The organism is Cupriavidus necator A5-1 (genome assembly GCF_000744095.1).
Classification (GTDB): domain Bacteria; phylum Pseudomonadota; class Gammaproteobacteria; order Burkholderiales; family Burkholderiaceae; genus Cupriavidus; species Cupriavidus necator_A.
Map to the genome: position 1 here is coordinate 1,939,988 of NZ_JQLI01000008.1, position 24,025 is coordinate 1,964,012.

Annotated in this window: 23 protein-coding genes and 1 pseudogene; 20 read left to right on the forward strand and 4 right to left on the reverse strand. The window is 66.3% G+C overall.

Annotated elements, in window-relative coordinates:
- Window positions 1-110 precede the first annotated feature (110 nt).
- The 16 genes and pseudogenes from K307_RS33115 (at window position 111) to K307_RS50700 (ending at window position 16,775) form a co-directional block, all read left to right on the forward strand.
- Window positions 111-2,192 carry a 3-hydroxyacyl-CoA dehydrogenase NAD-binding domain-containing protein gene (locus K307_RS33115; RefSeq protein WP_042885202.1) on the forward strand — a complete coding sequence of 694 codons (2,082 nt, stop codon included), beginning with the start codon at window positions 111-113 and terminating at the stop codon, window positions 2,190-2,192.
- 30 nt (window positions 2,193-2,222) lie between these two features.
- Window positions 2,223-2,867 (forward strand): bifunctional nicotinamidase/pyrazinamidase, encoded by a 645-nt coding sequence (gene pncA, locus K307_RS33120; RefSeq protein WP_042885204.1) that lies wholly within the window; start codon window positions 2,223-2,225, stop codon window positions 2,865-2,867.
- Window positions 2,868-2,914: 47 nt separating this feature from the next.
- The gene (locus K307_RS33125; RefSeq protein WP_042885206.1) at window positions 2,915-4,093 is read left to right on the forward strand and encodes an acetyl-CoA C-acyltransferase; all 1,179 of its coding nucleotides are present in this window, start codon (window positions 2,915-2,917) and stop codon (window positions 4,091-4,093) included.
- A 302-nt stretch (window positions 4,094-4,395) separates the two neighbouring features.
- A complete protein-coding gene (locus K307_RS33130) occupies window positions 4,396-6,258 on the forward strand; it encodes an acyl-CoA dehydrogenase (RefSeq protein WP_042885208.1) in 1,863 nt (620 codons plus the stop codon).
- A 48-nt stretch (window positions 6,259-6,306) separates the two neighbouring features.
- Window positions 6,307-7,089 carry an SDR family oxidoreductase gene (locus tag K307_RS33135; RefSeq protein WP_022534586.1) on the forward strand — a complete coding sequence of 261 codons (783 nt, stop codon included), beginning with the start codon at window positions 6,307-6,309 and terminating at the stop codon, window positions 7,087-7,089.
- A gap of 110 nt (window positions 7,090-7,199) precedes the next feature.
- Window positions 7,200-7,637: a PaaI family thioesterase gene (locus K307_RS33140; protein WP_042885211.1), complete on the forward strand. Its 438-nt coding sequence runs from the start codon at window positions 7,200-7,202 to the stop codon at window positions 7,635-7,637.
- 105 nt (window positions 7,638-7,742) lie between these two features.
- On the forward strand, window positions 7,743-8,753 hold the full coding sequence (locus tag K307_RS33145) for an NADP-dependent oxidoreductase (RefSeq protein WP_042885213.1): 1,011 nt from the start codon (window positions 7,743-7,745) through the stop codon (window positions 8,751-8,753).
- A gap of 82 nt (window positions 8,754-8,835) precedes the next feature.
- Window positions 8,836-9,678 carry a class II aldolase/adducin family protein gene (locus K307_RS33150; protein WP_042885215.1) on the forward strand — a complete coding sequence of 281 codons (843 nt, stop codon included), beginning with the start codon at window positions 8,836-8,838 and terminating at the stop codon, window positions 9,676-9,678.
- Between the two features lie 91 nt (window positions 9,679-9,769).
- Window positions 9,770-10,705 carry a glutathione S-transferase family protein gene (locus K307_RS33155; RefSeq protein ID WP_042885217.1) on the forward strand — a complete coding sequence of 312 codons (936 nt, stop codon included), beginning with the start codon at window positions 9,770-9,772 and terminating at the stop codon, window positions 10,703-10,705.
- Window positions 10,706-10,764: 59 nt separating this feature from the next.
- Window positions 10,765-11,667, forward strand: coding sequence for an SDR family oxidoreductase (locus K307_RS33160; RefSeq protein ID WP_042885219.1), 903 nt, complete (start codon window positions 10,765-10,767; stop codon window positions 11,665-11,667).
- A gap of 30 nt (window positions 11,668-11,697) precedes the next feature.
- The gene (locus K307_RS33165) at window positions 11,698-12,639 is read left to right on the forward strand and encodes an alpha/beta fold hydrolase (RefSeq protein WP_042885221.1); all 942 of its coding nucleotides are present in this window, start codon (window positions 11,698-11,700) and stop codon (window positions 12,637-12,639) included.
- Between the two features lie 438 nt (window positions 12,640-13,077).
- A complete protein-coding gene (locus K307_RS49940; protein ID WP_230626380.1) occupies window positions 13,078-13,398 on the forward strand; it encodes a GntR family transcriptional regulator in 321 nt (106 codons plus the stop codon).
- Complete coding sequence (locus K307_RS49945; protein ID WP_230626209.1) at window positions 13,380-13,838, forward strand: GntR family transcriptional regulator; 459 nt, start codon at window positions 13,380-13,382, stop codon at window positions 13,836-13,838. The genes K307_RS49940 and K307_RS49945 overlap by 19 nt, the downstream gene beginning before the upstream one ends.
- 84 nt (window positions 13,839-13,922) lie before the next feature.
- On the forward strand, window positions 13,923-15,059 hold the full coding sequence (locus K307_RS33175; protein ID WP_042885223.1) for an IS110 family transposase: 1,137 nt from the start codon (window positions 13,923-13,925) through the stop codon (window positions 15,057-15,059).
- A 434-nt stretch (window positions 15,060-15,493) separates the two neighbouring features.
- A pseudogene (locus tag K307_RS33180) lies at window positions 15,494-16,207 on the forward strand (ABC transporter substrate-binding protein); the annotation flags it as partial.
- Between the two features lie 19 nt (window positions 16,208-16,226).
- Window positions 16,227-16,775: an ABC transporter permease subunit gene (locus tag K307_RS50700; protein WP_419187191.1), complete on the forward strand. Its 549-nt coding sequence runs from the start codon at window positions 16,227-16,229 to the stop codon at window positions 16,773-16,775.
- Window positions 16,776-16,818: 43 nt separating this feature from the next.
- Here the strand turns inward: K307_RS50700 and K307_RS33190 are convergent, their stop codons facing one another.
- Both K307_RS33190 and K307_RS33195 read right to left on the reverse strand, forming a co-directional pair.
- Entirely contained in the window at window positions 16,819-17,340 is a 522-nt protein-coding gene (locus K307_RS33190; protein ID WP_042885227.1) for an O-acetyl-ADP-ribose deacetylase, read from the reverse strand.
- An 82-nt stretch (window positions 17,341-17,422) separates the two neighbouring features.
- Complete coding sequence (locus K307_RS33195) at window positions 17,423-18,571, reverse strand: iron-containing alcohol dehydrogenase (RefSeq protein WP_042885229.1); 1,149 nt, start codon at window positions 18,569-18,571, stop codon at window positions 17,423-17,425.
- Window positions 18,572-18,923: 352 nt separating this feature from the next.
- Here K307_RS33195 and K307_RS33200 point away from each other — a divergent pair, with 352 nt between their 5' ends.
- From K307_RS33200 to K307_RS33215, 4 genes are all read left to right on the forward strand, one after another.
- A complete protein-coding gene (locus tag K307_RS33200; protein WP_051975473.1) occupies window positions 18,924-19,937 on the forward strand; it encodes an alpha/beta hydrolase in 1,014 nt (337 codons plus the stop codon).
- Window positions 19,938-19,985: 48 nt separating this feature from the next.
- Window positions 19,986-20,972 (forward strand): tripartite tricarboxylate transporter substrate binding protein, encoded by a 987-nt coding sequence (locus K307_RS33205; RefSeq protein ID WP_042885233.1) that lies wholly within the window; start codon window positions 19,986-19,988, stop codon window positions 20,970-20,972.
- A gap of 111 nt (window positions 20,973-21,083) precedes the next feature.
- Window positions 21,084-21,521, forward strand: coding sequence for a YbgC/FadM family acyl-CoA thioesterase (locus K307_RS33210; protein ID WP_042885235.1), 438 nt, complete (start codon window positions 21,084-21,086; stop codon window positions 21,519-21,521).
- Window positions 21,522-21,760: 239 nt separating this feature from the next.
- A complete protein-coding gene (locus tag K307_RS33215; RefSeq protein ID WP_042885237.1) occupies window positions 21,761-22,129 on the forward strand; it encodes an EF-hand domain-containing protein in 369 nt (122 codons plus the stop codon).
- A gap of 101 nt (window positions 22,130-22,230) precedes the next feature.
- On the opposite strand, the gene denD is transcribed toward K307_RS33215, so the two are convergent.
- Window positions 22,231-23,205 carry a D-erythronate dehydrogenase gene (gene denD / locus K307_RS33220; protein WP_042885238.1) on the reverse strand — a complete coding sequence of 325 codons (975 nt, stop codon included), beginning with the start codon at window positions 23,203-23,205 and terminating at the stop codon, window positions 22,231-22,233.
- A gap of 37 nt (window positions 23,206-23,242) precedes the next feature.
- Window positions 23,243-24,025: a 2-oxo-tetronate isomerase gene (otnI, locus tag K307_RS33225; RefSeq protein ID WP_042885239.1), complete on the reverse strand. Its 783-nt coding sequence runs from the start codon at window positions 24,023-24,025 to the stop codon at window positions 23,243-23,245.

The following is a 24,025-nucleotide window of genomic DNA, read 5'->3' on the forward strand; positions in this document are numbered from 1 at the left end:
GCGGTGCGAGCCACCCGGGCAGTAAACGGCCATGCCTGGCCGTGCAGGTGCGGTAAAAAATGAATTCGAGAATTCGAATCCCGAGACAACTTCTGAACAAAGGAACCAGCATGACAGCGCAGTATCAGGTTCAGGACGGCGTAGCCGTCATCACGCTCGACAATCCCCCTGTCAACGGCCTGGGTCACAGCACCCGGCTTGGCATCGTCGAAGGCATGACCCGCGCGCTGGACGATGCCGCCGTCAAGGCGATCGTCATCACCGGCGCTGGCAAGGCATTCTCGGGCGGCGCCGACATCCGTGAATTCAATACGCCCAAGGCCATGCAGGAGCCGACGCTGCACTCGGTGATCCGCGTGCTGGAAGCTTCGTCCAAGCCGGTGGTGGCCGCGGTGCACTCGGTCGCCATGGGTGGCGGCCTGGAACTGGCGCTGGGCTGTAACTACCGCGTGGCGTCCAAGGGCGCCCAGATCGCGCTGCCGGAAGTGAAGCTGGGCCTACTGCCCGGCGCCGGCGGCACGCAGCGCCTGCCGCGCGTGATCGGCCTGGAGGCCGCGGCCAACATGATCGTGTCGGGTACCCCGGTGCTGTCCGAGAAGTTCGCCGGTACCAAGCTGTTCGACGAGATCGTCGACGGTGACGTGCTGCCCGCAGCGGTCAAGTTTGCGCAGAACGTTGGCGCCGCCACCGGCCCGCACCCCAAGGTGCGCGACCTGAAGGTGCGCCACGAGAACCCCGAAGGCTACCTGGGCTTTGCCCGCAACACCGTGGCCGCGATGGCCAAGAACTTCCCGGCGCCGCTGAAGTGCCTGGAAGCGGTGGCCGGCTCGCTCAAGCCGTTCGAGCAAGGCCTGAAGGAAGAGCGCGAGGGCTTCCTGTTCCTGGTGACCACGCCGGAATCGCGCGCGCTGCGCCACGCCTTCTTCGGCGAGCGTGCCGCCAGCAAGATCCCCGACGTGCCTGAAGGCACCGCGACCCGCAAGATCGAGAAGGTCGCCGTGATCGGCGCCGGCACCATGGGTGGCGGCATCAGCATGAACTTCCTGAACGCCGGCATCCCGGTCACCATGCTGGAAACCAAGCAGGAAGCGCTGGACCGCGGCGTGGCCACGATCCGCAAGAACTACGAGAACAGCGCCAAGAAGGGCAAGCTCACGAAAGAGAAGGTCGAGCAGCGCATGGGCCTGCTGAGCACCACGCTGTCCTATGACGACCTCAAGGACGCCGACCTCATCATCGAGGCCGTGTTCGAGGAAATGGGCGTCAAGGAGACCGTGTTCAAGAAGCTGGATGAAGTCGCCAAGCAAGGCGCGATCCTGGCCTCGAACACCTCCACGCTGGACGTGAACAAGATCGCTTCGTTCACCAAGCGTCCGCAGGACGTGGTCGGCATGCACTTCTTTAGCCCGGCCAACGTGATGAAGCTGCTGGAAGTGGTGCGCGGCGAGAAGACCGGCAAGGACGTGCTGGCCACGGTCATGCAGATCGGCAAGAAGATCAAGAAGACCGCCGTGGTGTCGGGCGTGTGCGACGGCTTTATCGGCAACCGCATGATCGAGCAGTACAGCCGCCAGGCGGGCTACCTGCTGGACGAAGGCGCGCTGCCCGAGCAGGTCGACAAGGCCATCGAGAAGTTCGGCTTTGCCATGGGCCCGTTCCGCATGGGCGACCTGGCCGGCAACGACATCGGCTGGGCCATCCGCAAGCGCCGCGCGGTGGACAAGCCGGACATCCAGTACTCCAAGACCGCCGATCTGCTGTGCGAGATGGGCCGCTTCGGCCAGAAGACCGGCGCGGGCTGGTACGACTACAAGGCGGGCGACCGCAAGCCGTACCCGAACCAGCAGGTCAACGACATGATCGTGCAGCACTCGAAGGACCTGGGTATCACGCGCCGCAAGATCTCTGACGAAGAGATCGTCGAGCGCCTGGTATTCGCGCTGGTCAACGAAGGCGCCAAGATCCTGGAAGAAGGCATTGCTTCCAAGGCCTCGGATATCGACATGGTGTACCTGACCGGCTACGGCTTCCCGCTGTTCCGCGGCGGCCCGATGCTGTACGCGGACCAGGTCGGCCTGTACAACGTGGCGCTGGCGATGAAGCGCTACGCCAAGGGCTACCACGGTGAAGCCTGGCAGGTCGCGCCGCTGCTGCAGAAGCTGGCGGACGAAGGCAAGGGCTTTAACGGTTAATACGCCAACAGGGTTCAGCCAGGAGCGGCCATGAACACCACCATCGGACCTGACGATTGCCTGTTGGTGATCGACGTGCAAAACGACTTCATGCCGGGCGGCGCGCTTGCCGTGCCCAACGGCGACGAGGTGGTGCCCGTCATCAACCGGCTGGCGCGCGCGTTCGGGCACGTGGTGCTGACGCAGGACTGGCATCCGGCCGCGCACGTCTCGTTCGCGGCCAACCATGCCGGCACGCAGCCGTTCCAGTCGCTCACGCTGCCATATGGCGAGCAGGTGCTGTGGCCGGTGCACTGCGTGCAGGACACGCCGGGCGCCGCGCTGCATGCGGGCCTTCACGTGCCGCACGCGCGGTTGCTGATCCGCAAGGGCCACCACGCCGACGTGGACAGCTACTCCGCCTTCCTGGAGGCGGACCGCACCACGCGCACCGGGCTGGCTGGCTACCTGCGCGAGCATGGCGTGAAGCGCGTGTTCTGCGCGGGGCTGGCGACGGACTACTGCGTGGCATGGAGCGCGCTCGATGCGCGCGCCGCGGGCTTCGAGGCCGCCGTGATCGAGGACGCCTGCCGCGCCATCGACCTGGAAGGGTCGCTGGCCAGGGCATGGCAGGACCTCGGCGACGCCGGCGTCGCGCGCGTCATGTCCGCCGACCTGCTCAAGGGCCAGGGCTGAACCGAACCACCGAACTGAAAGACACAAGAGATTCCGAGGAGCAACACATGAACGAAGCAGTCATCGTATCCACCGCACGGACCGCTCTGGCCAAGAGCTGGAAGGGTGCCTTCAACATGACCCACGGCGCCACGCTGGGTGGTCACGCCGTCCAGCACGCCATCGCCCGCGCCAAGATCGACGCCGCCGAAGTGGAAGACGTGCTGATGGGCTGCGCCAACCCGGAAGGCGCCACCGGTGCCAATATCGCGCGCCAAATCGCGCTGCGCGCCGGCTGCCCGGTCACCGTGCCCGGCGCCACCGTCAACCGCTTCTGCTCGTCGGGCCTGCAGACCATCGCCATGGCCGCGCAGCGCGTGATCGCCGATGAGGGCGATATCTTCGTCGCCGGCGGCGTGGAGAGCATCTCCTGCGTGCAGCAGGAAATGAACCGCCACATGATCCAGGAAAGCTGGCTGGTCAAGAACAAGCCGGAAATCTACTGGAACATGCTGCAGACCGCCGAGAACGTGGCCAAGCGCTACAACATCTCGAAGGAGCGCCAGGACGAGTACGGCGTGCGCAGCCAGCAACGCGCCGCCGCCGGGCTGGAAGCCGGCAAGTTCAAGGACGAGATCGTGCCGATGACGGTGCTCGCCGGCGTCGCCGACAAGTCCACTGGGCAGTTGGTGACCAAGGAAGTCACCATCTCCGCCGACGAAGGCATCCGTGCCGACACCACGCTGGAAGGCGTGTCCAAGATCCGCAGCGCGGTGCCGGGTGGCGTGATCACCGCGGGCAATGCCTCGCAGTTCTCGGACGGCGCTTCGGCTGCGGTGGTGATGAATGCGCGCGTGGCCGAGGCCAGGGGCCTGCAGCCGCTGGGTGTGTTCCGCGGCTTTGCTGTGGCGGGTTGCGAGCCGGACGAGATGGGCATCGGTCCCGTCTTCGCGGTGCCCAAGCTGCTGAAGAAGGCCGGCCTGAAGGTCGAGGACATCGGCCTGTGGGAGCTGAACGAAGCCTTCGCCGTGCAGGTGCTGTACTGCGCCGACAAGCTGGGCATCCCGATGGACCGCCTCAACGTCAACGGCGGCGCCATCGCGGTGGGCCACCCGTACGGCGTGTCGGGCGCGCGCCTGGTCGGCCATGCGCTGATCGAAGGCAAGCGCCGCGGCGTGAAGTACGTGGTGGTGACCATGTGCATCGGCGGCGGCCAGGGCGCGGCGGGGCTGTTCGAGGTCCTGTAACTGCCGACAAGGCCGGCAAGGCTGGCAAGGCTCGCATGCTGCCGGTTTGCTCCCCTCTCCCGCCTGCGGGAGAGGGGCGGGGGAGAGGGGCGGCGCGTGCAGAGACCATGACGGTTCAGCTATGCCCAACGGCCCCGAAAGCCCACCAGCATCATTAAGCGCGCCTGATGCTGCAAACGCCTGCCCTCTCCCGCCCCTCTCCCATAAATGGGAGAGGGGAGAAAACCGGCAGTTCGCAAGAAGACAAGAAGACGGCAATTAGAACTCGCAGCGCGCCACGCAGTGCGCCGCATGGAGACACCATGTCGATGATCCTTTCCCGCCGCGACCTGAACTTCGTGCTGTACGAATGGCTCAAGGTCGACGAACTGACCCGCATCCCGCGCTACGCCGACCACTCGCGCGAGACCTTCGATGCCGCGCTGGACACCTGCGAGAAGATCGCCACCGATCTGTTCGCGCCGCACAACAAGAAGAACGACCAGCAGGAACCGCATTTTGACGGCGAGACCGTCAGCATCATCCCCGAGGTCAGCACCGCGCTGAAGGCCTTCTGCGAGGCCGGGCTGATGGCCGCCGGGCAGGATTACGAACTGGGCGGCATGCAGCTCCCGGTAGTGGTCGAGAAAGCCGGTTTTGCCTATTTCAAGGGCGCCAACGTCGGCACCAGCTCCTATCCCTTCCTGACCATCGGCAATGCCAACTTGCTGCTCAAGCATGGCACGCCGGCGCAGGTCGACACCTTCGTCAAGCCGGAGATGGAAGGGCGCTTCTTCGGCACCATGTGCCTGTCGGAACCGCAGGCCGGTTCGTCGCTGTCCGACATCACCACGCGCGCCGAGTACGAGGGCGAATCGCCGCTGGGCGCGCAATATCGCCTGCGCGGCAACAAGATGTGGATCTCCGCCGGAGAGCATGAGCTGTCGGACAACATCGTCCACCTGGTACTGGCCAAGATCCCCGGCCCGGACGGCAAGCTGATCCCGGGCGTGAAGGGTATCTCGCTGTTTATCGTGCCCAAGTACCTGGTCAACGAGGACGGCTCGCTGGGCGAGCACAACGATGTGGTGCTGGCCGGCCTGAACCACAAGATGGGCTACCGCGGCACCACCAACTGCCTGCTCAACTTCGGCGAAGGCATGAAGTACAAGCCGGGCGGCAAGGCCGGCGCGATCGGCTACCTGGTGGGCGAGCCGCACAAGGGGCTGGCCTGCATGTTCCACATGATGAACGAGGCGCGCATCGGCGTCGGCCTGGGCGCGGTGATGCTGGGCTATACCGGCTACCTGCATGCGCTCGACTACGCGCGCAACCGCCCGCAGGGCCGCCCGGTCGGCCCCGGCGGCAAGGATGCGGCCAGCCCGCAGGTCAGGCTGGTCGAGCACGCCGATATCCGCCGCATGCTGCTGGCGCAGAAAAGCTACGTCGAAGGCGGCCTGGCGCTGAACCTGTACTGCGCACAACTCGTCGACGAAGAAGAAGCGGCCGCCGCCTCTGGCGACGAGGCCACCCACGCGCGCCTGGCGCTGCTGCTCGACATCCTGACGCCGATCGCCAAGAGCTGGCCGTCGCAATGGTGCCTGGAAGCCAACAACCTGGCGATCCAGGTGCATGGCGGCTACGGCTATACGCGCGAGTACAACGTCGAGCAGTTCTACCGCGACAACCGCCTGAACCCGATCCACGAAGGCACGCACGGCATCCAGGGCCTGGACCTGCTGGGGCGCAAGGTGGTGATGAAGGATGGCGCGGCGTTCAAGCTGCTGGGCGAGCGCGTGCAGGACACGATCCAGCGCGCGTTGGGTGCGGACGATGCCGAACTGGCGCAGCAGGCGCGCGCGCTCGGTGCCGCTACCAGGCGCCTGGCAGAGGTCACGCAGACGCTGTGGAGCGCGGGCGACCCCAACGTGACGCTGGCCAATGCCACGGTCTACCTGGAAGCCTTCGGGCACGTGGTGGTGGCGTGGATCTGGCTGGAGCAGGCGTTGGTGGCGCATGCAGGGCTGGCCCGGGCGAGCGGCAAGGAGGACGACGATTTCTATCGCGGCAAGCTGGCCGCGGCGGCCTACTTCTTCCGCTGGGAATTGCCCCGGGTCGGCCCGCAACTCGACCTGCTCGAAACGCTCGACCGCACCACGCTCGACATGCAGGACGCCTGGTTCTGACCGGGCCGCGCCCCATCGACAAGAGACAAGAGAACGAAGGAAGACAACATGCGCACCATCCAGCAACTGTTTGACCTGAAGGGCAAGACCGCACTGATCACCGGCGGCTCGCGCGGGCTCGGCCTGCAGATCGCCGAGGCGCTTGGCGAGCAGGGCGCACGCGTGGTGCTGTCGGCGCGCAAGGCCGATGAACTGCAGGCAGCCCAGGCGCACCTGAAGTCGCTCGGCATCGAGGCCGACTGGATCGCCGCCGACGGCTCGCAGGAGTCGGAGATCGCGCGCCTGGCCGACGAAGCCATCGCAAAGCTGGGCCACGTCGACATCCTGGTCAACAACGCCGGCGCCACCTGGGGCGCACCCGCCGAAGACCATCCGGTCGAGGCCTGGGACAAGGTGATGAACCTGAACATCCGCGGCCTGTTCCTGCTGAGCCAGCGTATCGGCAAGCTGTCGATGATCCCGCGCCGCTACGGCCGCATCATCAACGTGGCGTCGATCGCCGGGCTGGCCGGCAACCCGCCGGGCACGATGGAGACCATCGCCTACAACACCTCCAAGGGCGCGGTGGTCAACTTCACGCGCACGCTGGCGGCCGAGTGGGGCGAGCACAACATCACCGTCAACGCGCTGGCGCCGGGGTTCTTCCCGTCCAAGATGACCAAGGGCTCGCTCGAGCGCCTGGGCGTGGAGGCAATGTGCGCCGGCGTGCCGCTGCACCGCCTGGGTGACGATGAAGACCTGAAGGGTGCTGCGCTGCTGTTTGCCAGCGATGCCGGCAAGCACATCACCGGGCAGATCCTGGCGGTCGACGGCGGCGTCAGCGCGGTCTGAGCGGGGCAATCCGGCGCCGCGGCTTGGCGGAACGCCGGATTGCGCTCAAACTTGGGGCCCGCGCGAGGCGGCTGCCTCGCAGGTACTCATTTTCCGGACTTGCATTTGCCATGAACCAGTACAAAGGGCCCCTGACCCATATCCCCTTCCTCGCCGACCTCGGTGTGTCCTGCAGCCTGGCTGAAGGCGGGCGCAGCGAGATCGCGCTGCCGATCCTCAAGCGTCACGAGAACAGCTGGGACATGGCGCACGGCGGCGTGATCATGACGCTGCTCGACGTGGCCATGGCCGTGGCCGGCCGCAGCGCCGACGCTGACGGCCGTGGCGTGGTCACCATCGAGATGAAGACCAGTTTCATGGCGCCCGGGCGCGGCACGCTGACCGCGCGCGGCACCACCGTGCACCGCACCACCACCATGGTGTTCTGCGAAGGCGAGATCGTCGACGCCGACGGCAAGACCGTGGCGCGCGGCTCGGGCACCTTCAAGTACATCCGGCGCATGCCGCCGCAGCGCCCGGGCGAAACCGACACCGGCGCCGACGGCTGACCACCGGCAAGACGAAAGTACGCGGGGCGGCGCTGCCGCTCCCCGCCTTGCAGTATCCAGGCAGTTTCCATGCTGTTTCCACATTCCTAATGGAAGGAACCGATCATGTCCAATACGTTCAAGCGCATCGTCCTGGCCTCGCGTCCCGAGGGCGCGGTAACGCCGGCCAATTTCCGGCTGGAAGAAGTCCCCGTGCCGCAGATCGCCGACGGCCAGGTGCTGGTGCGCAACCACTACCTGTCGCTGGACCCGTACATGCGCGGCCGCATGAACGAGAGCAAGTCCTACGCCGTGCCGCAGCCGCTCAATGAAGTGATGATCGGCGGCACCGTGGGCGAGGTGGTGGAAAGCAGGAACAGCAAGTTCAAGCCGGGCGACAAGGTGGTCGGCATGTTCGGCTGGCAGGAAATGGGCGTCAGCGACGGCACCGGCCTGCAGGTGGTGGACACCACGCATATCCCGCTGTCGGCCTACCTGGGTTCGGTCGGTATGCCGGGCGTGACCGCCTGGTACGGGCTGAACAAGATCATCATGCCGAAGCCGGGCAAGACCATCGCCGTGAGCGCGGCCTCGGGCGCGGTCGGCAGCGTGGTCGGGCAACTGGCCAAGCTGGCCGGCTGCCGCGCGGTCGGCTTTGCCGGCGGCAAGGACAAGTGCGACTACGTGGTCAACGAGCTGGGTTTCGATGCCTGTATCGACTACAAGGCGGCGAAGGATCCCAAGGAGCTCTACACGATGCTCAAGGAAGCCACGCCCGACGGCATCGACGGCTATTTCGAGAACGTCGGCGGCGATATCCTGGACGCGGTGATGCTGCGCATGAACGCCTTCGGCCGCATCGCCATGTGCGGCATGATCGCGGGCTACGACGGCCAGCCGGTGCCGCTGAAGAGCCCGCAGCTGATCCTGGTGTCGCGCCTGACCATCGAGGGCTTTATCGTCTCGGAGCATATGGAAGTCTGGCCGCAGGCACTGAAGGAACTGGGCACCGCCGTCGCGCAGGGCAAGCTCAAGTTCCGCGAGAGCATTGCCGAAGGGCTGGCCAGCGCGCCGGAGGCCTTTATCGGCCTGCTCAAGGGCAAGAACTTCGGCAAGCAGCTGGTCAAGCTGGTCTGAGCCCCGTACCGGCGGCGTGCCCGCGGGCGTGCCGCCGGCCACGCAGTTCAGGACAACGCAGGCAGAACAAGAGGAGACACCGATGAACGCCCCGCAAGTCACTGAGCGCGCCGACGAGATCGGCGCCGGCCTGTCCGAAGAGGTCAAGGCCCGCTACCGCAACCTGCCGCGCCCGCCGCAGTTCGCCACCGCGGCCGAGGAGCGCCTGCACCGCAAGCAGCGCCTGGCCGCGGCCTTCCGCTTGTTCTCGAAATTCGGTTTCGACGAAGGCGTGGCCGGCCATATCACCGCGCGCGATCCGGAGTTCACCGATACCTTCTGGGTCAACCCCTTCGGCGTGCATTTCAGCCAGGTCACGGTCTCCAACCTGATCCGCTGCGATCACCACGGCGACGTGGTGGAGGGCGACTATCCGGTCAACGCCGCCGCCTTCGCCATCCATTCACGCATACACCAGACCCGCCCCGACGCGGTCGCCGCGGCGCATTCGCACAGCACCTATGGCCGCGCCTGGTCCACGCTGGGCCGTCCGCTCGATCCGCTGACGCAGGACGTGTGCGCGTTCTACAACGACCACGCGGTCTATGACGACTTCGGCGGCGTGGTGGTGGAGCTGGACGAAGGCCAGCGCATCGCCAACGCACTCGGCCAGAACAAGGCCGCGATCCTGCAGAACCACGGCCTGCTGACGGTCGGCAAGACCGTGGACGAGGCGGCGTGGTGGTTTATCACGATGGAGCGGTCGTGCCAGGTGCAGCTGCTGGCCGAAGCCGCTGCCGCGCGCACGCAGGCACCGCTGAAGATGATCTCCGACGCGGCCGCGCGCCAGTCGTATTCGATCGTCGGCACGGCGCAGGCGGGCTGGTTCCAGTTCCAGCCGCTGTACGCCCGCATCGTCAAGGAACAGCCAGACCTGCTGGACTGAAGCGCCATCGCGCGGGTCAGAAGGGGTTGCCGCAACACGCCGCCGAGCGCGGCCCTCCGCGCAATCGTTCCACACACAGGAGATGGATCGCATGGCCGACATCATTCTTCACCAGTACGCGACCTCGCCGTTCTCGGAAAAAATCCGCCTGCTGCTCGGCGCCAAGGCGCTGGCATGGCAGGCCGTGGAAATCCCCGCCATCCTGCCCAAGCCCGACCTGCTGGCGCTGACCGGCGGCTACCGCCGTACGCCGGTGATGCAGATCGGCGCCGACATCTATTGCGACACCGCGCTGATCTGTGAGGTGCTGGACGCGCTGGCGCCCACGCCGGCGCTGTATCCGCCGGAGCAGGCCGCGGCGGCGCGGCTGGCAGCCGCGTGGTTCGATACCGCGTTGTTCACCGCGTCGGTGACCTACGTGTTCCAGCCGGCCGGCGTCGCCAGCATGCTGGGGCACCTGTCGCCGGCGCAGATCCAGGCCTTCACCGCCGACCGCAAGGCCATGCGCGGCGATACCAACGCGCTGCGCATGCCGCTGGCCGAGGCGAGCGCGCTGCTGCACAAGACCTTCAGCCACCTGGAGAGGCAGTTCGCGGCCGGCATCGCGCATGTGGCCGGCCCGGCGCTGTCGGTGGCGGACTTCTCGCTGTATCACAACCTCTGGTTTATCCGCCGCGCCGGCGCGCTGGCACAGTTGCTGGAAGCGTTCCCGCGGCTGCAGGCCTGGTATGCGCGCATGAACACCTTCGGCCATGGCCGCCCGCGCGTGATCGACAGCGAGGACGCCATTGCCGCGGCCCACCGCGCCGACCCGGTGGCGCTGGAAGAGGGCGTGGTCGCCGATGGCGGCCTGCAGGCCGGCGACCCCGTCACCGTCACGCCCACCGACTACGCCCGCGACCCCGTGGCCGGCGTGCTGCTGTCGCTGACGGCAGCCCGCGTCACGCTGCGCCGGCAGGACACGCGCGCGGGCGCGCTCAACGTGCATTTCCCGCGGCAGGGCTACCAGGTGCAGCGCGCCGCCTGAGCGCGCGCCACGCACCCGCCCGCCGTTCCCACCACGATTCACGCGACAGGACAGACGACATGAAGGATTTCTCCAACAAGGTGGCCGTGATCACCGGCGGCGCCTCGGGCTTTGGCAAGGAGTTCGCCCGCATCGGCGCCGACCTCGGCATGAAGCTGGTGCTGGCCGATGTACAGGAAGACGCACTGGACGCCACCGTGGCCGAGTTCAAGGCGCGCAACGTGCCGGTGATCGGCCTGCGCACCGACGTGTCGCGCGCCGACCAAGTGCAGGCGCTGGCCGATGCCGCTATCGAGGCCTTCGGTGAGGTCAACCTGCTGTTCAACAACGCCGGCGTGGGTGCGGGCGGCCTGATCTGGGAGAACTCCGAGAAGGACTGGGAGTGGGTGATGGGCGTCAACCTCTACGGCGTGGTGCACGGCGTGCGCATCTTCACGCCGCTGATGCTGGCCGCCGCGGAAAAAGATCCGTCGTACCAGGGCCATATCGTCAACACGGCATCGATGGCGGGCTTGCTCAATCCGCCGGCGATGGGCGTGTACAACGTGTCCAAGCACGCGGTGGTGTCGCTGTCGGAAACGCTGTACCAGGACCTCGGGCTGGTCACTGAGCAGGTGCGCTGCTCGGTGCTGTGCCCGTACTTCGTCCCCACCGGCATCAACCAGTCGCAGCGCAACCGGCCTACCGACCTGGCCAACCAGGCGCCGCCGACGCGCTCGCAACTGGTGTCGCAGGCGCTGTCGGACAAGGCCGTCGGCTCCGGCAAGGTCACCGCGGCCGAGGTCGCGCAGAAGACCTTCGATGCCATCCGCGAAGAAAACTTCTATATTTATTCCCACCCCCAGGCGCTGGCACCCGTGCGCCAGCGCTTCGAGGACATCGTCGGGCCGCGCAATCCCGGCGATCCGTTTGCCGACAAGCCCGAGGTCCGTGCGGGCCTGGTGGCCGCGTTGCGCGGCTGAATGCAACGCGACCAACGAGGAGGACCGCACATGGAGAACGACATGGCCGCACCCGCCGCCGTGATTCGCCACCTGCAATACGCCAGCCTGCCCAACGGCAGCCGGCTGCACTATGCCAGCGCGGGCGAGCGGGGCAAGCCTTTGATGCTGTTCGTGCATGGCTTCCCTGAGTTCTGGTTTGAATGGGAAGCGCAGCTCGCCGAGTTCGGGCGCACGCATTTTGCCGTGGCACCCGACCTGCGCGGCTACAACTTGTCGAGCAAGCCTCCCGCCGTCGAGGCCTACAAGCCGCGCCATATTGTCGAAGACCTGGTGCAGTTCGTCAGCGCGCTGGGCTATGACCAGGCCGTGGTGGTGGCGCACGACTGGGGCGGCGCGATCTGCTGGAACCTGGCGATCCAGTTCCCGCAGCTGGTGCGGCAGCTTGTCATCGTCAATTCGCCGCACCCCTACCTGTTCGCCAAGGCGCTGGCTACGGATCCGGAGCAGCAGGCCGCTTCCTCCTACATGAACTGGCTGCGCAAGCCGGGCGCGGAAAAGGCACTGGCGGCCAACGACTTCGCGCTGCTGGACCGGATGCTGGCCGATACCGACGGCAAACCTGCTGCATGGTTCACCGACGAGACGCGGGCGAGGTATCACGCCGCCTGGTCCCAGCCCGGTGAGGACGGCGTCCACCCGCTTGCCGGCGGCGTCAATTTCTACCGCGCCTCGCCGATGCATCCGCCAGGCGAGGGCGAGCCGCCGCCCGACATTTCGCGCCTGGACCCGGCTGCCTTTGTCATCAACGTGCCCACCCTGGTGATCTGGGGCGAGCGCGACCGCGCGCTGCCCAAGTCGCTGCTGGACGGGCTGGGCGAGTTGGTGCCCGACTTGCGCGTGGAACGCATTCCAGAGGGCAGCCATTGGGTTATTCACGAACAGCCGGAGCGGGTCAACCTGTTAATCCGCAGCGCGCTGCCGGCTACGTAAGAAGCCCGCCTACAGCTTCAGCCCCGCCTTGATGGCGGGGTTTTTTATTGCCTGCCGCGGGGCGGACCGGGGGGCGATCGCGAGCAATACGCACACGGATGCGCAGGTGGCGTGTCGTCAACCCAAGGGCACGCGCTACTGCCCAAAGAACGTCGGAAGCATTTATTGAATAATCAGCACAGCGGTCTCTTGATTAAGGACTTGCTTCCATAAAATTCATTGCATTGGGGTAAGTCTCTACTGTGTCCTATCTATTGTCCTATTGAGGTGGCAATAATACTGATATATCGTTCCGCCATGTCCGAAATGGCATGATTTCGACGCGTGGATGCCATGTATCGGCCTTCTGCATTTCTATAATTCGATAAATGTACACGATAGTGGCATTTTATTGCGCTCATAGTGAAGGCCGCCAGAATGCAAAATCCCAACTCTCCGATGCCGCGTTACCACCGTATTTACCTGGTATTACGGCAGAAAATCCTGAGCGGGATTTATGACGAGGGTGGGCTGCCGGCGGAGTTCAGCCTGATGGAACTATATTGCGCGGCATGGGTAACGATTCGGCGGGCGCTGTCAGAGTTGAGTAACGAGGGCCTGATTTTCCGGCGCGCGGGCAGGGCACTTTCGTCAATGTCGACAACGTCCGGGGCGCCGGTACCCCGCCGCGCCTGTGCGGGCTGCTCGACAGTCTGCTGGAAGCGGTCGCCGATACCTCGGTACGGCTGGTCGATTTCGGCATGCGCCCCTGCCCGGTAGAGGTGCGCACGGCGCTGAGGCTGTCGGAGCCGGAAGAAGCGCTGCACGTGGCGCGCGTGCACCTGCACCAGGGCAACCCGGTGTCGCTGATCACCACTTGGTCGCCGCCGCATGTGGCGCCGCTGCTGAGCACCGACGCGCTGCAGCAGCAGCCGATGCTGGCGCTGATGGAGAACGGCGGCATCCGCATCGGCGATGCCGACCAGGTGCTGTCCAGCTGCCTGGCGGACGCGCAGGCCGCGGTGCTGCTGGACGAGCCGGTCGGCGCACCGCTGCTGTCCGTCGTGCGCGTAGTGCGCGACATCGACGGCGACCTGGTCCAGTGGCTGCGGGGCCTGTACCGGCCGCAATGCTACGACTACCGCATGGCGCTCACGCGTGCCGGCGAAGACAAGGCGCGCATCTGGCTTGCGCGCGACCTGGCCACCGCGGTGCGGTGAGCCTTAAAACAACAAGATCCTATGAGACAGGACAAACCGATGCTTAAAATCAGCGTGTCGTGCTTGGCTCACAGGGGAGACATCATGCGTACAGATATCGAGGAGCGGGTGTTGGCGGTATCGCTCGAACTGGCGGCCGCGAAGTGGAAGGTCGCGTTACACGACGGTCACCGCGAGCAGTCTGCGGTGCATACGGTCGCGCAGCCGCAAGCCTCAGCGCGTCTGCAGGCGGTGCTGGACCTGATCGAACAGCACAAAAAGAAGTGGTCCCTACCAGCCGGGGTGCGCGTCGTCGTAAGCTACGAGGCCGGCCAGGACGGGTTCTGGATCTGTCGCGCGCTTCAGGCGCACGGCATCAAGTGCTACGTCATCGATCCGGCCAGCATTCCGGTTGAACGCCACAAGCGGCGCGCGAAGACCGACCGGCTCGATGTCATCAAGCTGGTGATCAACCTGCGCGCATGGCTACGCGGCGAGCGCGACCGCATGCACGTGGTTCACGCGCCATCGCCGCAGGACGAAGCGTCGCGGCACCTGATGCGCGATCGCGGGCAACTGCAGAAGGAAGTGCTGCAGCACCGCGACCGCATGCGCAAACTGCTGGCCACGTTCGGCTGCTGGGATGAGGTGGATCACAAGCACTTCGCCGGCCGGCTCGCCCGTGACGAGGTGAAGTGTCACGACGGCGCGCCGTTGCCGCCCGAAATGCGCGAGCGGCTGCTGCGCGAGTGCGAACGGCTGGCGCTGGCACAACAGCAACTCGCGGCGCTGGAGAAGACGCGGCAGGCAAGCCTGCCCGCACCCGCGCGCAAGCGACGCGATGACCTGGCGCGCCTGAAAGGGATTGGCGAAGTGGGCGCGTCGCGCCTCGCGCTCGAACTGTTCTGGAGGGACTTCAGCAACCGGCGCCAAGTTGGTGCCTGTACCGGTCTGGTGCCCCAGCCCTACGACAGCGGCGAGAGCCAGGTCGACCAGGGCATCAGCAAACAGGGCAACCGACGAGTGCGCGCGTTACTGGTCGAGATGGCATGGTGCTGGCTGCGCCACCAACCCGACAGTGCACTCACGCGCTGGTTCAACGCGCGCACCCAGAGCACGGGACCAAACCGGCGGGCCCGGCGCATCGCGATCGTTGCAGTCGCACGGCGACTCGCCATTGCGCTGTGGCGCTATCTGAAAGACGGTGAGATTCCCGAAGGCGCACGGCTGAAGTCAGCGTAGGCTCCCAAAAAAAGTTTTGCAGGAAGGAGGTAACGGTCGGTCAGGGCAACTACGCAAGCACAAACGGTCTGAGGTGAACATGCCCGTTCTCCTCCCGGGTTGCTGATGCAACCGATTTACCAAGATGGGGCATGTCTCCTGGTTGATGATTCCGGCGTAATGCGCATGCAGGACGAGGCCGGCCAAGCGCCGGCGGATAGAAGGTGGTCAGACGTCACGTCTGACGCGCGCACAAACGGCTTCAGACTATGCCGCACGTAGGAAGTTTGATCGTCGATCGACTAGCCCCAACCTCCCAAAGGGACTTGACAAACCACTGCTCATAGAAGGGAGGAGACCACCATGACGACAACCTATCCGGCAAGACGCCGATTCCCGGGGCCAGGCCGCACTGCTCGGCGCGGGTGCCCTGGCGCCGCAGATCGCACGGGCCCAGCTCAAGCCGGTGCGCATTGGTGCTTGCGATTGCCGACATCAACGCCGCCGGCGGCATCAAGTCCATGGGCGGCGCCAGGCTGGAAGCGGTGCTGGGCGATGCCCAGTCGCAGCCGGAGATCGGCGCGGCCGAGGTCGAGAAGATGAACGAGGCCGGCGTCAGCGCGGTGGTCGGCGCCTATGCCAGCGCGATCTGCCTGGCGACCACGCAGGCGGCGGCCCCGCATGGCCTGGCGCACGTGGTCGACGTGGGCGTGGCCGATGCGATCGTCGAGCGCGGCCTGACCAACACGTTCCGCTTCGGCACCGGCTACAAGGTCGCGACCGAAACCGCCATGAGCAACCTGCGCACCCTCAACCAGCTCAGCGGCAACCGCGCGCGCACCGCGATGATCATCCACGAGGAATCGCTCTTTGGCAGCGGCACGGCCAAGCTGCTGGGCCAGCGTTTGCCGGAGTTCGGCTTCGAGGTCAAGGAGGTGGTCAGGCACGCCAACCCCACGCGCGACTTCGGCAATATCGTGCTGCGGATGAAGGCGGCCAACCCGGACATCGTGATCGCGGCCAACTACTACAACGAGTACGCCTTGCTGATGCGCACCATGCAGCAGCAGAAGTTCCGGCCCAAGGCGGTCTACTCGGTCCTGGGCGGGGCGGCCTCCAGCTTCAAGTTCGTCAAGGAGTTCCCCACCGCGGCGCAGCACGTGCTGGACTGAAACCACTGGTCCCGCTTTGCCTCGGCGCCGCTGTGGCTGGTCGCGCTTCGGTGCCTGTCTCATGGCAGTGCGGGACAGCGAAGACGCGGCGAAGGCGCTTGGCATCGATGTGCTGCGCGTCAAGCTGGTAGCCATTGCCATGTCCGCGGCGCTGATGGCGGCGGCCGGCGTTTTTTACACGCAGTACCTGCAGTACCTCGATCCGCATATCGCCTACGGCCCGGCCTTCTCGGTGGCGGCGCTGGTGGGCGCGGTGATCGGCGGCACGGCCACGGTGTTCGGCCCGCTGCTCGGCGCGGTGGCGCTGCAACTGTTCAACGAGCTGACGCGCAATGCGCTGGGCGATGTGCCGGGCGTGAGCCCCCGACGCCAGCTACCGGCAGTTCGTGCTGGGTGCGGACTACACCCTGTCCAGGCGCACCGATATTATGCGATGGCGATCTACCAGAAGGCATCGGGGATCGATTCCACCGGCCGGGGCGCGATAGCCGCGATCAATGGCGTACGCCCGTCGGCCGATGACAGCCAGGCGGTGTTGCGCGTGGGCCTGCGCCACAAGTTCTGACGCAGGGGTACGGACCGCGGGGCAGGCCCCCGCGGTCACCGTCTCAGGTCAAACGCTCCCGATACAGGCGGTAGTTCTCATCGTCGAAGCAGACGAAGGTCACCTGCTCGATCTCGGGCGCCTCCGCCAGCGCCTCGCGTACGGCCGCGATGGCGATATCCGCCGCGCGCTCGCGCGGGAAGCCATAGATGCCGGTGCTGATATTGGGGAAGGCCAGCCTGCGCAGGTGATGCTGCGCCGCCAGGCGGATGCTGTTGCGGTAGGCGTTGGCGAGCTGTTCGTCCTCGCCCTGGCCACCGCCGTGCCAGACCGGCCCGACCGCGTGGATCACGTACGGTGCGGGCAGGCGCCCGCCGGTGGTGATCACCGCCTCGCCGGTGGGGCAGCCGCCTTGCGCGTCGCGGATCGCGCGGCAGGCCTCCATGATGGCGGGGCCTCCGGCCCCGTGGATGGCGCCGTCGACCCCGCCGCCGCCCAGCAGCCCGCTGTTGGCCGCGTTGACGATGGCATCGACTTCCATCCTGGTGATGTCGCCATGGACTACCTGCAAGTGCTCGCCGGTCATGGTGTCTCCTGCTCAGTGGAGGGAGGGCCGCCGGCCGGTCCGGCTCAATTGACCGGCCGGCGGGTATGCGCTGCGTAGGGCACTACATGGATTGCTCAAGCATACGCCGATAATCCTCGGCGCTGGCCTCTTTCGGATTGGTCTTGTGGCAGTGGTCGACCAGCGCGCCCGCAATTACCTTGTCGAACATGGCTTCGGTGACGCCCATCTGGCGCAGCCCGGTCGGCAGGCCCAGGCGCGCGGTCATGTCGTGCACGGCCTGCGCGATATCGGCATCCTCAGGCAGGTGCATGGCGCGGCGCAGGCGCGCATAGCGGTGGTCGCGCACCACGGTGGGCGCGTCGGCGTTAAAGCGCAGCACCGCGGGCATCACCACCGCATTGAGCGTGCCGTGGTGCAGGCCAGTGCGGCCGTCGATCTTCAGCCCACCGAGCGGGTGCGACAGCGAATGCACGCAGCCCAGCCCCTTCTGGAACGCCATCGCGCCTTGCATCGACGCGCTCATCATGTTCAGCCGCGCCTCGCGGTCCTGGCCGTCGCGGGTGGCGCGCTCGATATGGGCCCAGGCGCGCTCCAGGCCGTCGAGCGCGATACCGTCGGCGGGCGGGTTGAAGGCGGGCGCAAGGAAGGTCTCGACGCAATGCGCGATCGCGTCCATGCCGGTGGCGGCGGTCAGACCCGCGGGCAGCCCCAGCGTCAGTTCCGGGTCGCAGACGGCGGACTTGGGCAGCAGGTGCCAGGAATGGAAGCCCAGCTTGCGGCCGTCGTCGAGGATGATGATGGCGCCGCGCGCCACTTCGCTGCCGGTGCCGGAGGTGGTGGGCACGGCGATCAGTGGCGCGGCCTGGTCGGTAATCTTGCCGCTGCCGCCTTCGATGGTGGCGTAGGTGGTCAGCTCGCCCGGGTGCGTGGCCAGGATGGCGATGCCCTTGGCCAGGTCGATCGACGATCCGCCGCCCACCGCCACCAGCCCGTCGCAGCCGGATTCCCGATACTGCGCCGCGGCCTTTCGCACCATGGCCTCGGTCGGGTTCGACGGGGTTTCGTCGAACACGGCGACGTCAACGCCCTGCATCGCATCGATGGCGCGCTGGGCCACGCCGGCGGCGACCACGCCCTTGTCGGTCACCAGCAGCGGGCGGCGGATGCCGATGCGCTCGCATTCGGACTTGAGCAGGCTTACCGCGCCGAAATCCAGGTGGATGTGGGTCAGATAGTAGATAAACGCCATGTCTGCTTGTCTCCTGCTGTTATCTGCCGCGAATCTGCCAGGAAAGCTGCCCGGATGGGAAGCTGGCCAGGCGCGCTGCGTTGCGTTTCAATGGAGTTTCTAGTTGTGTTTCTGGGGCGCCAGCGGCGCGCACCAGCCGATCATCGCGCAAAAACTCGCCGCGTGGCAGACTGGTCCGGCGATTTCGGGGTTATCTCGTACTGCCGGGAGCCGGAAACACTGGCATCATACTAAAATCGAACGACCGTTCACTATTCGAACTTCTGCCGAGGCGGGCGAAGCCCAACACACTTTGACGCGCTCCGACACACCGTGGTGTGCCGCCGGCGCCGGTCTCGAAACCACCTACTTCATGTCCGCTGTCCCGTCTTCCATCCCCGCCACGCCCGGCATGCCGTCCAGCCCGCTCGACCCGCAGGTTGCGGCGCTGCTGGACCTGATCGCGCGCGCCAAGCGGCCGCCGATCCACGTGATGGACCCGGAAGACGCCAAGATCGCCTACGAAAAAAGCGCGCCGATCCTCGATATCAACCCGCCGGCAGTGCACGCGGTGGAAGACCTGCACGTTTGCGCGCACGACGGCCATGGCATCCCGGTACGGCTGTACGCGCCGCGTGAGGCGAGCTGGGCCGAGCCGCTGCCGCTGCTGGTGTATTTCCACGGCGGCGGCTTCACGGTGGGCAGTGTCGATTCGCACGATGCGCTGTGCCGGCTGCTGTGCGGCCAGGCGGATTGCATGGTGCTGTCGGTGGACTACCGCCTCGGGCCGCAATGGCGCTTCCCGACCGCGGCCAATGATGCCTTCGACGCGCTGCACTGGGTCTTCGAGGAGGCCGGGCGCCTGGGCGCCGACCCGGCGCGCATCGCGCTGGGCGGCGACAGCGCCGGCGGCACGCTGGCCGCGGCGTGCGCGGTCGAGGCGCGCAATACCGGCCTGGCGCCGGTGCTGCAGCTGTTGATCTATCCCGGCACCTGCGCGCGCCAGAACACGGCGTCGCACCGCGCGCTGGCCGAGGGCTACCTGCTGACCGCCGAGATGATCCGCTGGTTCTTTTCCCAGTACCTGGACCAGGAAGCCAGCCGCGACGACTGGCGCTTCGCGCCGCTGGACGGTGGCGGCACCGGTGCCGATGTGGGCGGCGTGTGCCCGGCCTGGATCGCCGTGGCCGGCTACGACCCGCTACATGACGAGGGCGTTGCCTACGCCGACAAGCTGCGCGCCGCGGGCGTGGCCGCCACGCTGGCGGACTACCCCGGCATGATCCACGATTTCTTCAAGCTGGGCCGGTTCGTGCCGGCGGTGGCGCAGGCGCATGCCGATGCCGTCGCCGCGCTGCGCGCCGCGTTCGGCCACCCCGAAAACTAAAAACTTCCTCTTTCAGCAGTGACTCGCAGCACAAGGAGACATAGTCAAATGCAACGCCGCCACTTCCTCGCCCGCGCGAGCCTCGTCGCCGCCACCGCGGCCATGGGCCTTGCCGCCATGCCTGCCCAGGCCCAGGCCGACAAGTTCCCGCAGCGCCCGATCCGCCTGCTGATCGGCTACACCGCCGGCGGCTCCACCGATATCCCGTTCCGCGTGCTGGCCGACAACGCCTCCAAGATCCTCGGCCAGCCGGTGATCGTCGAGAACAAGCCCGGCGCCGGCGGCGTGCTGCCCGCGCAGATGATGCAGTCCACCGCACCGGACGGCTATACGCTGGCGCAGGTCGCGATGCCGGTCTACCGCCTGCCGTACACCACCAAGATCAACTGGGACCCGGTCAAGGACCTGAGCTACATCATCAACCTGGCCGGCTACTCGTTCGGCCTGGTGGTGCCGGCCGATTCGCCGATCAAGACCATGCAGGAGTACATCGCCTACGCCAAGGCCAACCCGGGCAAGCTCACCTACGGCTCGCCGGGCTCGATGACGACGCTGCACCTGACCATGGAAGAGCTGGCGCTGAAGCAGGGCGTGCAGTTCTCGCACATCCCTTACAAGGGCAACGCGGAGTCGATGCAGGCGCTGCTGGGCGGCCACGTGATGTCGGTGGCCGACACGCCGGCGTGGGCGCCGTACGTGGAGCAGGGCAAGCTGCGCCTGCTGTCGACCTGGGGCGAGAAGCGCTCGGCGCGCTTCCCCAACGTGCCGACGCTGAAGGAACTGGGCATGGGCATCGTGCAGACCTCGCCGTTCGGCCTGGTGGCACCCAAGGGCACCGATCCCAAGATCGTGCAGAAGTTACATGACGCCTTCAAGAAGGCCATGGAGATGCCCAACTATCGCGAATCGCTGGCCAAGTTCGACATGGAGCCGTTCTACATGAACAGCCAGCAATACGCGCAGTTCGCGGCGGAAACCGTCAAGAAGGAAAAGGCGATCATCGAGAAGCTGGGGCTGGCCAAGGCGCAGCAATAAGCCTGACGCCGCTTTCCTTCACCCAGGCCGCCGCGCCTGCCGGCCCCGCCGGCGGGCCGGCGGCCTGATTGCTTTGGCAAGCCAGGAACAACAGACAAGGAGACAACGCCAATGGCCAAAGAGGAGTTCCGCCACAGCATGCCGCTGCGCGTGCGCTGGGCCGAAGTCGATCCGCAATCGATCGTCTTCAACGCGCACTACCTGACGTATTGTGATATCTGCGTGACCGAGTACTGGCGCGCGCTGGGGATCCGCTATCCCGAAGACGTGCTGCACGCGCATGGCGTGGATATCTTCGTGGTCAAGTCCACGCTGGAATACCACGCTTCGGCGCGGTTTGACGACGTGCTGGATATCCGCGGCCGCATGGCGCGGCTGGGGCGGTCCAGCATGTTGTTCCGGGTGGAGATGTATCGCGGTGACGAACACCTGATTACCGGGGAGATCGTCTATGTGTGCGCGGATCCGGCGACGCAGAAGTCGGCGGCGATCCCGGGGCAGGTCAGGGAGATGATTGAAGGGTATGAGGTGGTGAAGCCGGCAGCGTGAGGCAAGGCCTCACCGAATGAAGCCACCCACCTGCTGGTAGCGCGCCGCAGGATTCCAGGTGCAGTAAGAATTACTGCCCGTGTCCTGCATCAGCTGACGCGGCCGGTGACACAAAGATGTTGGTAAGTAGGGATCGCTTGCCTAGAATCGGTGTGAGCCAGTGCTCACAGAGGAGCTTTGTTGCCGAAGCATTCTTTGCAAGAAGGCAATGTCGAATCACAAATCATGAGGAGACGGCAATGACAGTGCGTAAGCTGCATGCAGTCGGCTTGACAGTGATGATGGCGCTCGCTTTTACCGGGGCGAGCGCCCAGCAGAAACCGGAATCAACAGCCCAACCAGGCGCAGAATCCACCCAGATTCCGCCAGCGCCATCGACTACCGCCGAAGTCAAGGCCAAAATCGCCGAGCGTTTCAAGACTGCCGATACCAACCACGACGGGAAGCTAAGCCGCGAAGAAGCCCAGGCAGGCGCGCCGGTCGTTTACCAGCACTTTGACAAGATCGATGTCAAGAAGTCGGGTTACGTAACCGAACGTCAAATCGGTGCGTACTGGACCTCGAAGTCCAAGGCACAGCAACAGAAAGAGGATCCCATCTGGAACTGACGTCTGCGCCTCTGCTTGGTCCGATCCCCTCTCCCGCGCGCGGGAAAGGGGGCCGGCCTGCGGGCGATGCAGGCGTGTCGCAATAAAGAAGCTGGCCTGGCTTACTTGCCCAGCCCGGCATCCTCCATATAAGCCCGAATCACCGCATCGAAGCTCGCATCGCTCTGGAACCCCAGCGACTGCGCCCGCTCCGCATTCCACGCCGCCGGCCACGTGCCGACGATCTTCTCGACACGTTCCTCACGCTCCCACGTGACGCGATCCGCCACCGCATCGCCTGCCACGCGGCGCAGCGCATCGACCATGCCGGCTGCCGTCACCGACAACCCCGGCAGGTTGACCACGCGGCGATTGCCCAGACGCTCGCCCGCCAGCTCGATGCCATTGACCAGCGCCGCCACCGCCGCACGCGGCGACAGCAGCCACAGCGGAGTATCCGGTGCCACCGGGCAGTTGGCAGCGACGCCTGACAGCGGCTCACGGATGATGCCGCTGGCAAACGACGAAGCCGCCGCATTGGGCTTGCCCGGGCGCACGCTGATGGTCGGCAGGCGCAGCACGCGCCCGTCGACAAAGCCGCGACGGCTGTAGTCCGACAGCAGCAGTTCGCCGATGGCCTTCTGCACGCCGTAAGACGACTGCGGGTTCAGCGCGGTATCGTCCTGCACCACCGGCGGCAGCGCGCCGCCATAGACCGCAACCGAGCTGGTGAACAGCACGCGCGGCTGGTGGCCCAGTTCGCGGCAGGTTTCGAGCAGCGCGCGCGAGGCGTCCAGGTTGACGCGCATGCCCAGGTCGAAGTCCGCCTCGGCCTGGCCGCTGACCACGGCTGCCAGGTGGAACACGGCGCCGGTGTTGGTGTCGATGGCCTGGCGCAGCACGTCCGGGTCGGACAGGTCGCCCGTCACCACGCGCACGCGCGCATCGTCCAGCCCTTGCGGCGCCACCACGTCCAGCAGCGTCAGGCGGTCGATGGCGACGGGCTGGCCGTCCACGTTCAGGGTGCCGCGTTGCAGCAGCAGGCGGGCGAGTTGCAGGCCAAGGAAGCCGGCGCCGCCGGTAATCAGTACGTTCATGGCAGGAGAGATTCGTTCTTTGGGTTTGCGCGAAGGATCAGCGGCCGAGGTAAGGCTTGAGCCAGCCCAGGCCCGCGGAAGTGCCGGCGCGGGGGCGATATTCGCAGCCGATCCAGCCGTCGTAGCCGAGCCCGTCGATGACCTCGAACAGATAGGGGTAGTTCAGTTCGCCCAGGTCCGGCTCGTGGCGGTCGGGCACGCCGGCGATCTGGATATGGCCGATGCCGGGCATGTCGCGCTTCAGTTTCATCGCGATATCGCCCTCGACGATCTGGCAGTGGTAGCAGTCGAACTGCACCTTCAGGTTGGCCGCGCCGATTTCCTTGCAGATTGCCTGCGCATCGTCCTGGCGGTTCAGGAAGTAGCCCGGCATGTCGCGCGTGTTGATCGGCTCAAGCACGATGGTGATGCCCTGTGCGGCAGCGGCCTTGGCGGCGAAGGCGACGTTTTCCAGGTAGGCGGCGCGGTGGCGGGCGCGGTCGGCACCGGCCGGCACCAGTCCTGCCATCACGTGCACGCGGTCATTGCCGATCACGCCGGCGTATTCCAGCGCGCGGCCGACGGCGTCGCGGAACTCCGCCTCGCGCCCCGGCAGTGCGGCCAGGCCGCGCTCACCGGCTGCCCAGTCGCCCGGCGGGGCGTTGAACAGCGCCTGCGTGAGACCGTTCGCGTCCAGGCGCGCGCGCAGCTCGGTGGCGGCGTGCTCGTACGGGAACAGGTACTCCACCGCCTGGAAGCCGTCCGCCGCGGCTGCGGCGAAGCGGTCCAGGAAAGCGTGCTCGTTGTACATCATCGAGAGATTTGCGGCGAAGCGCGGCAT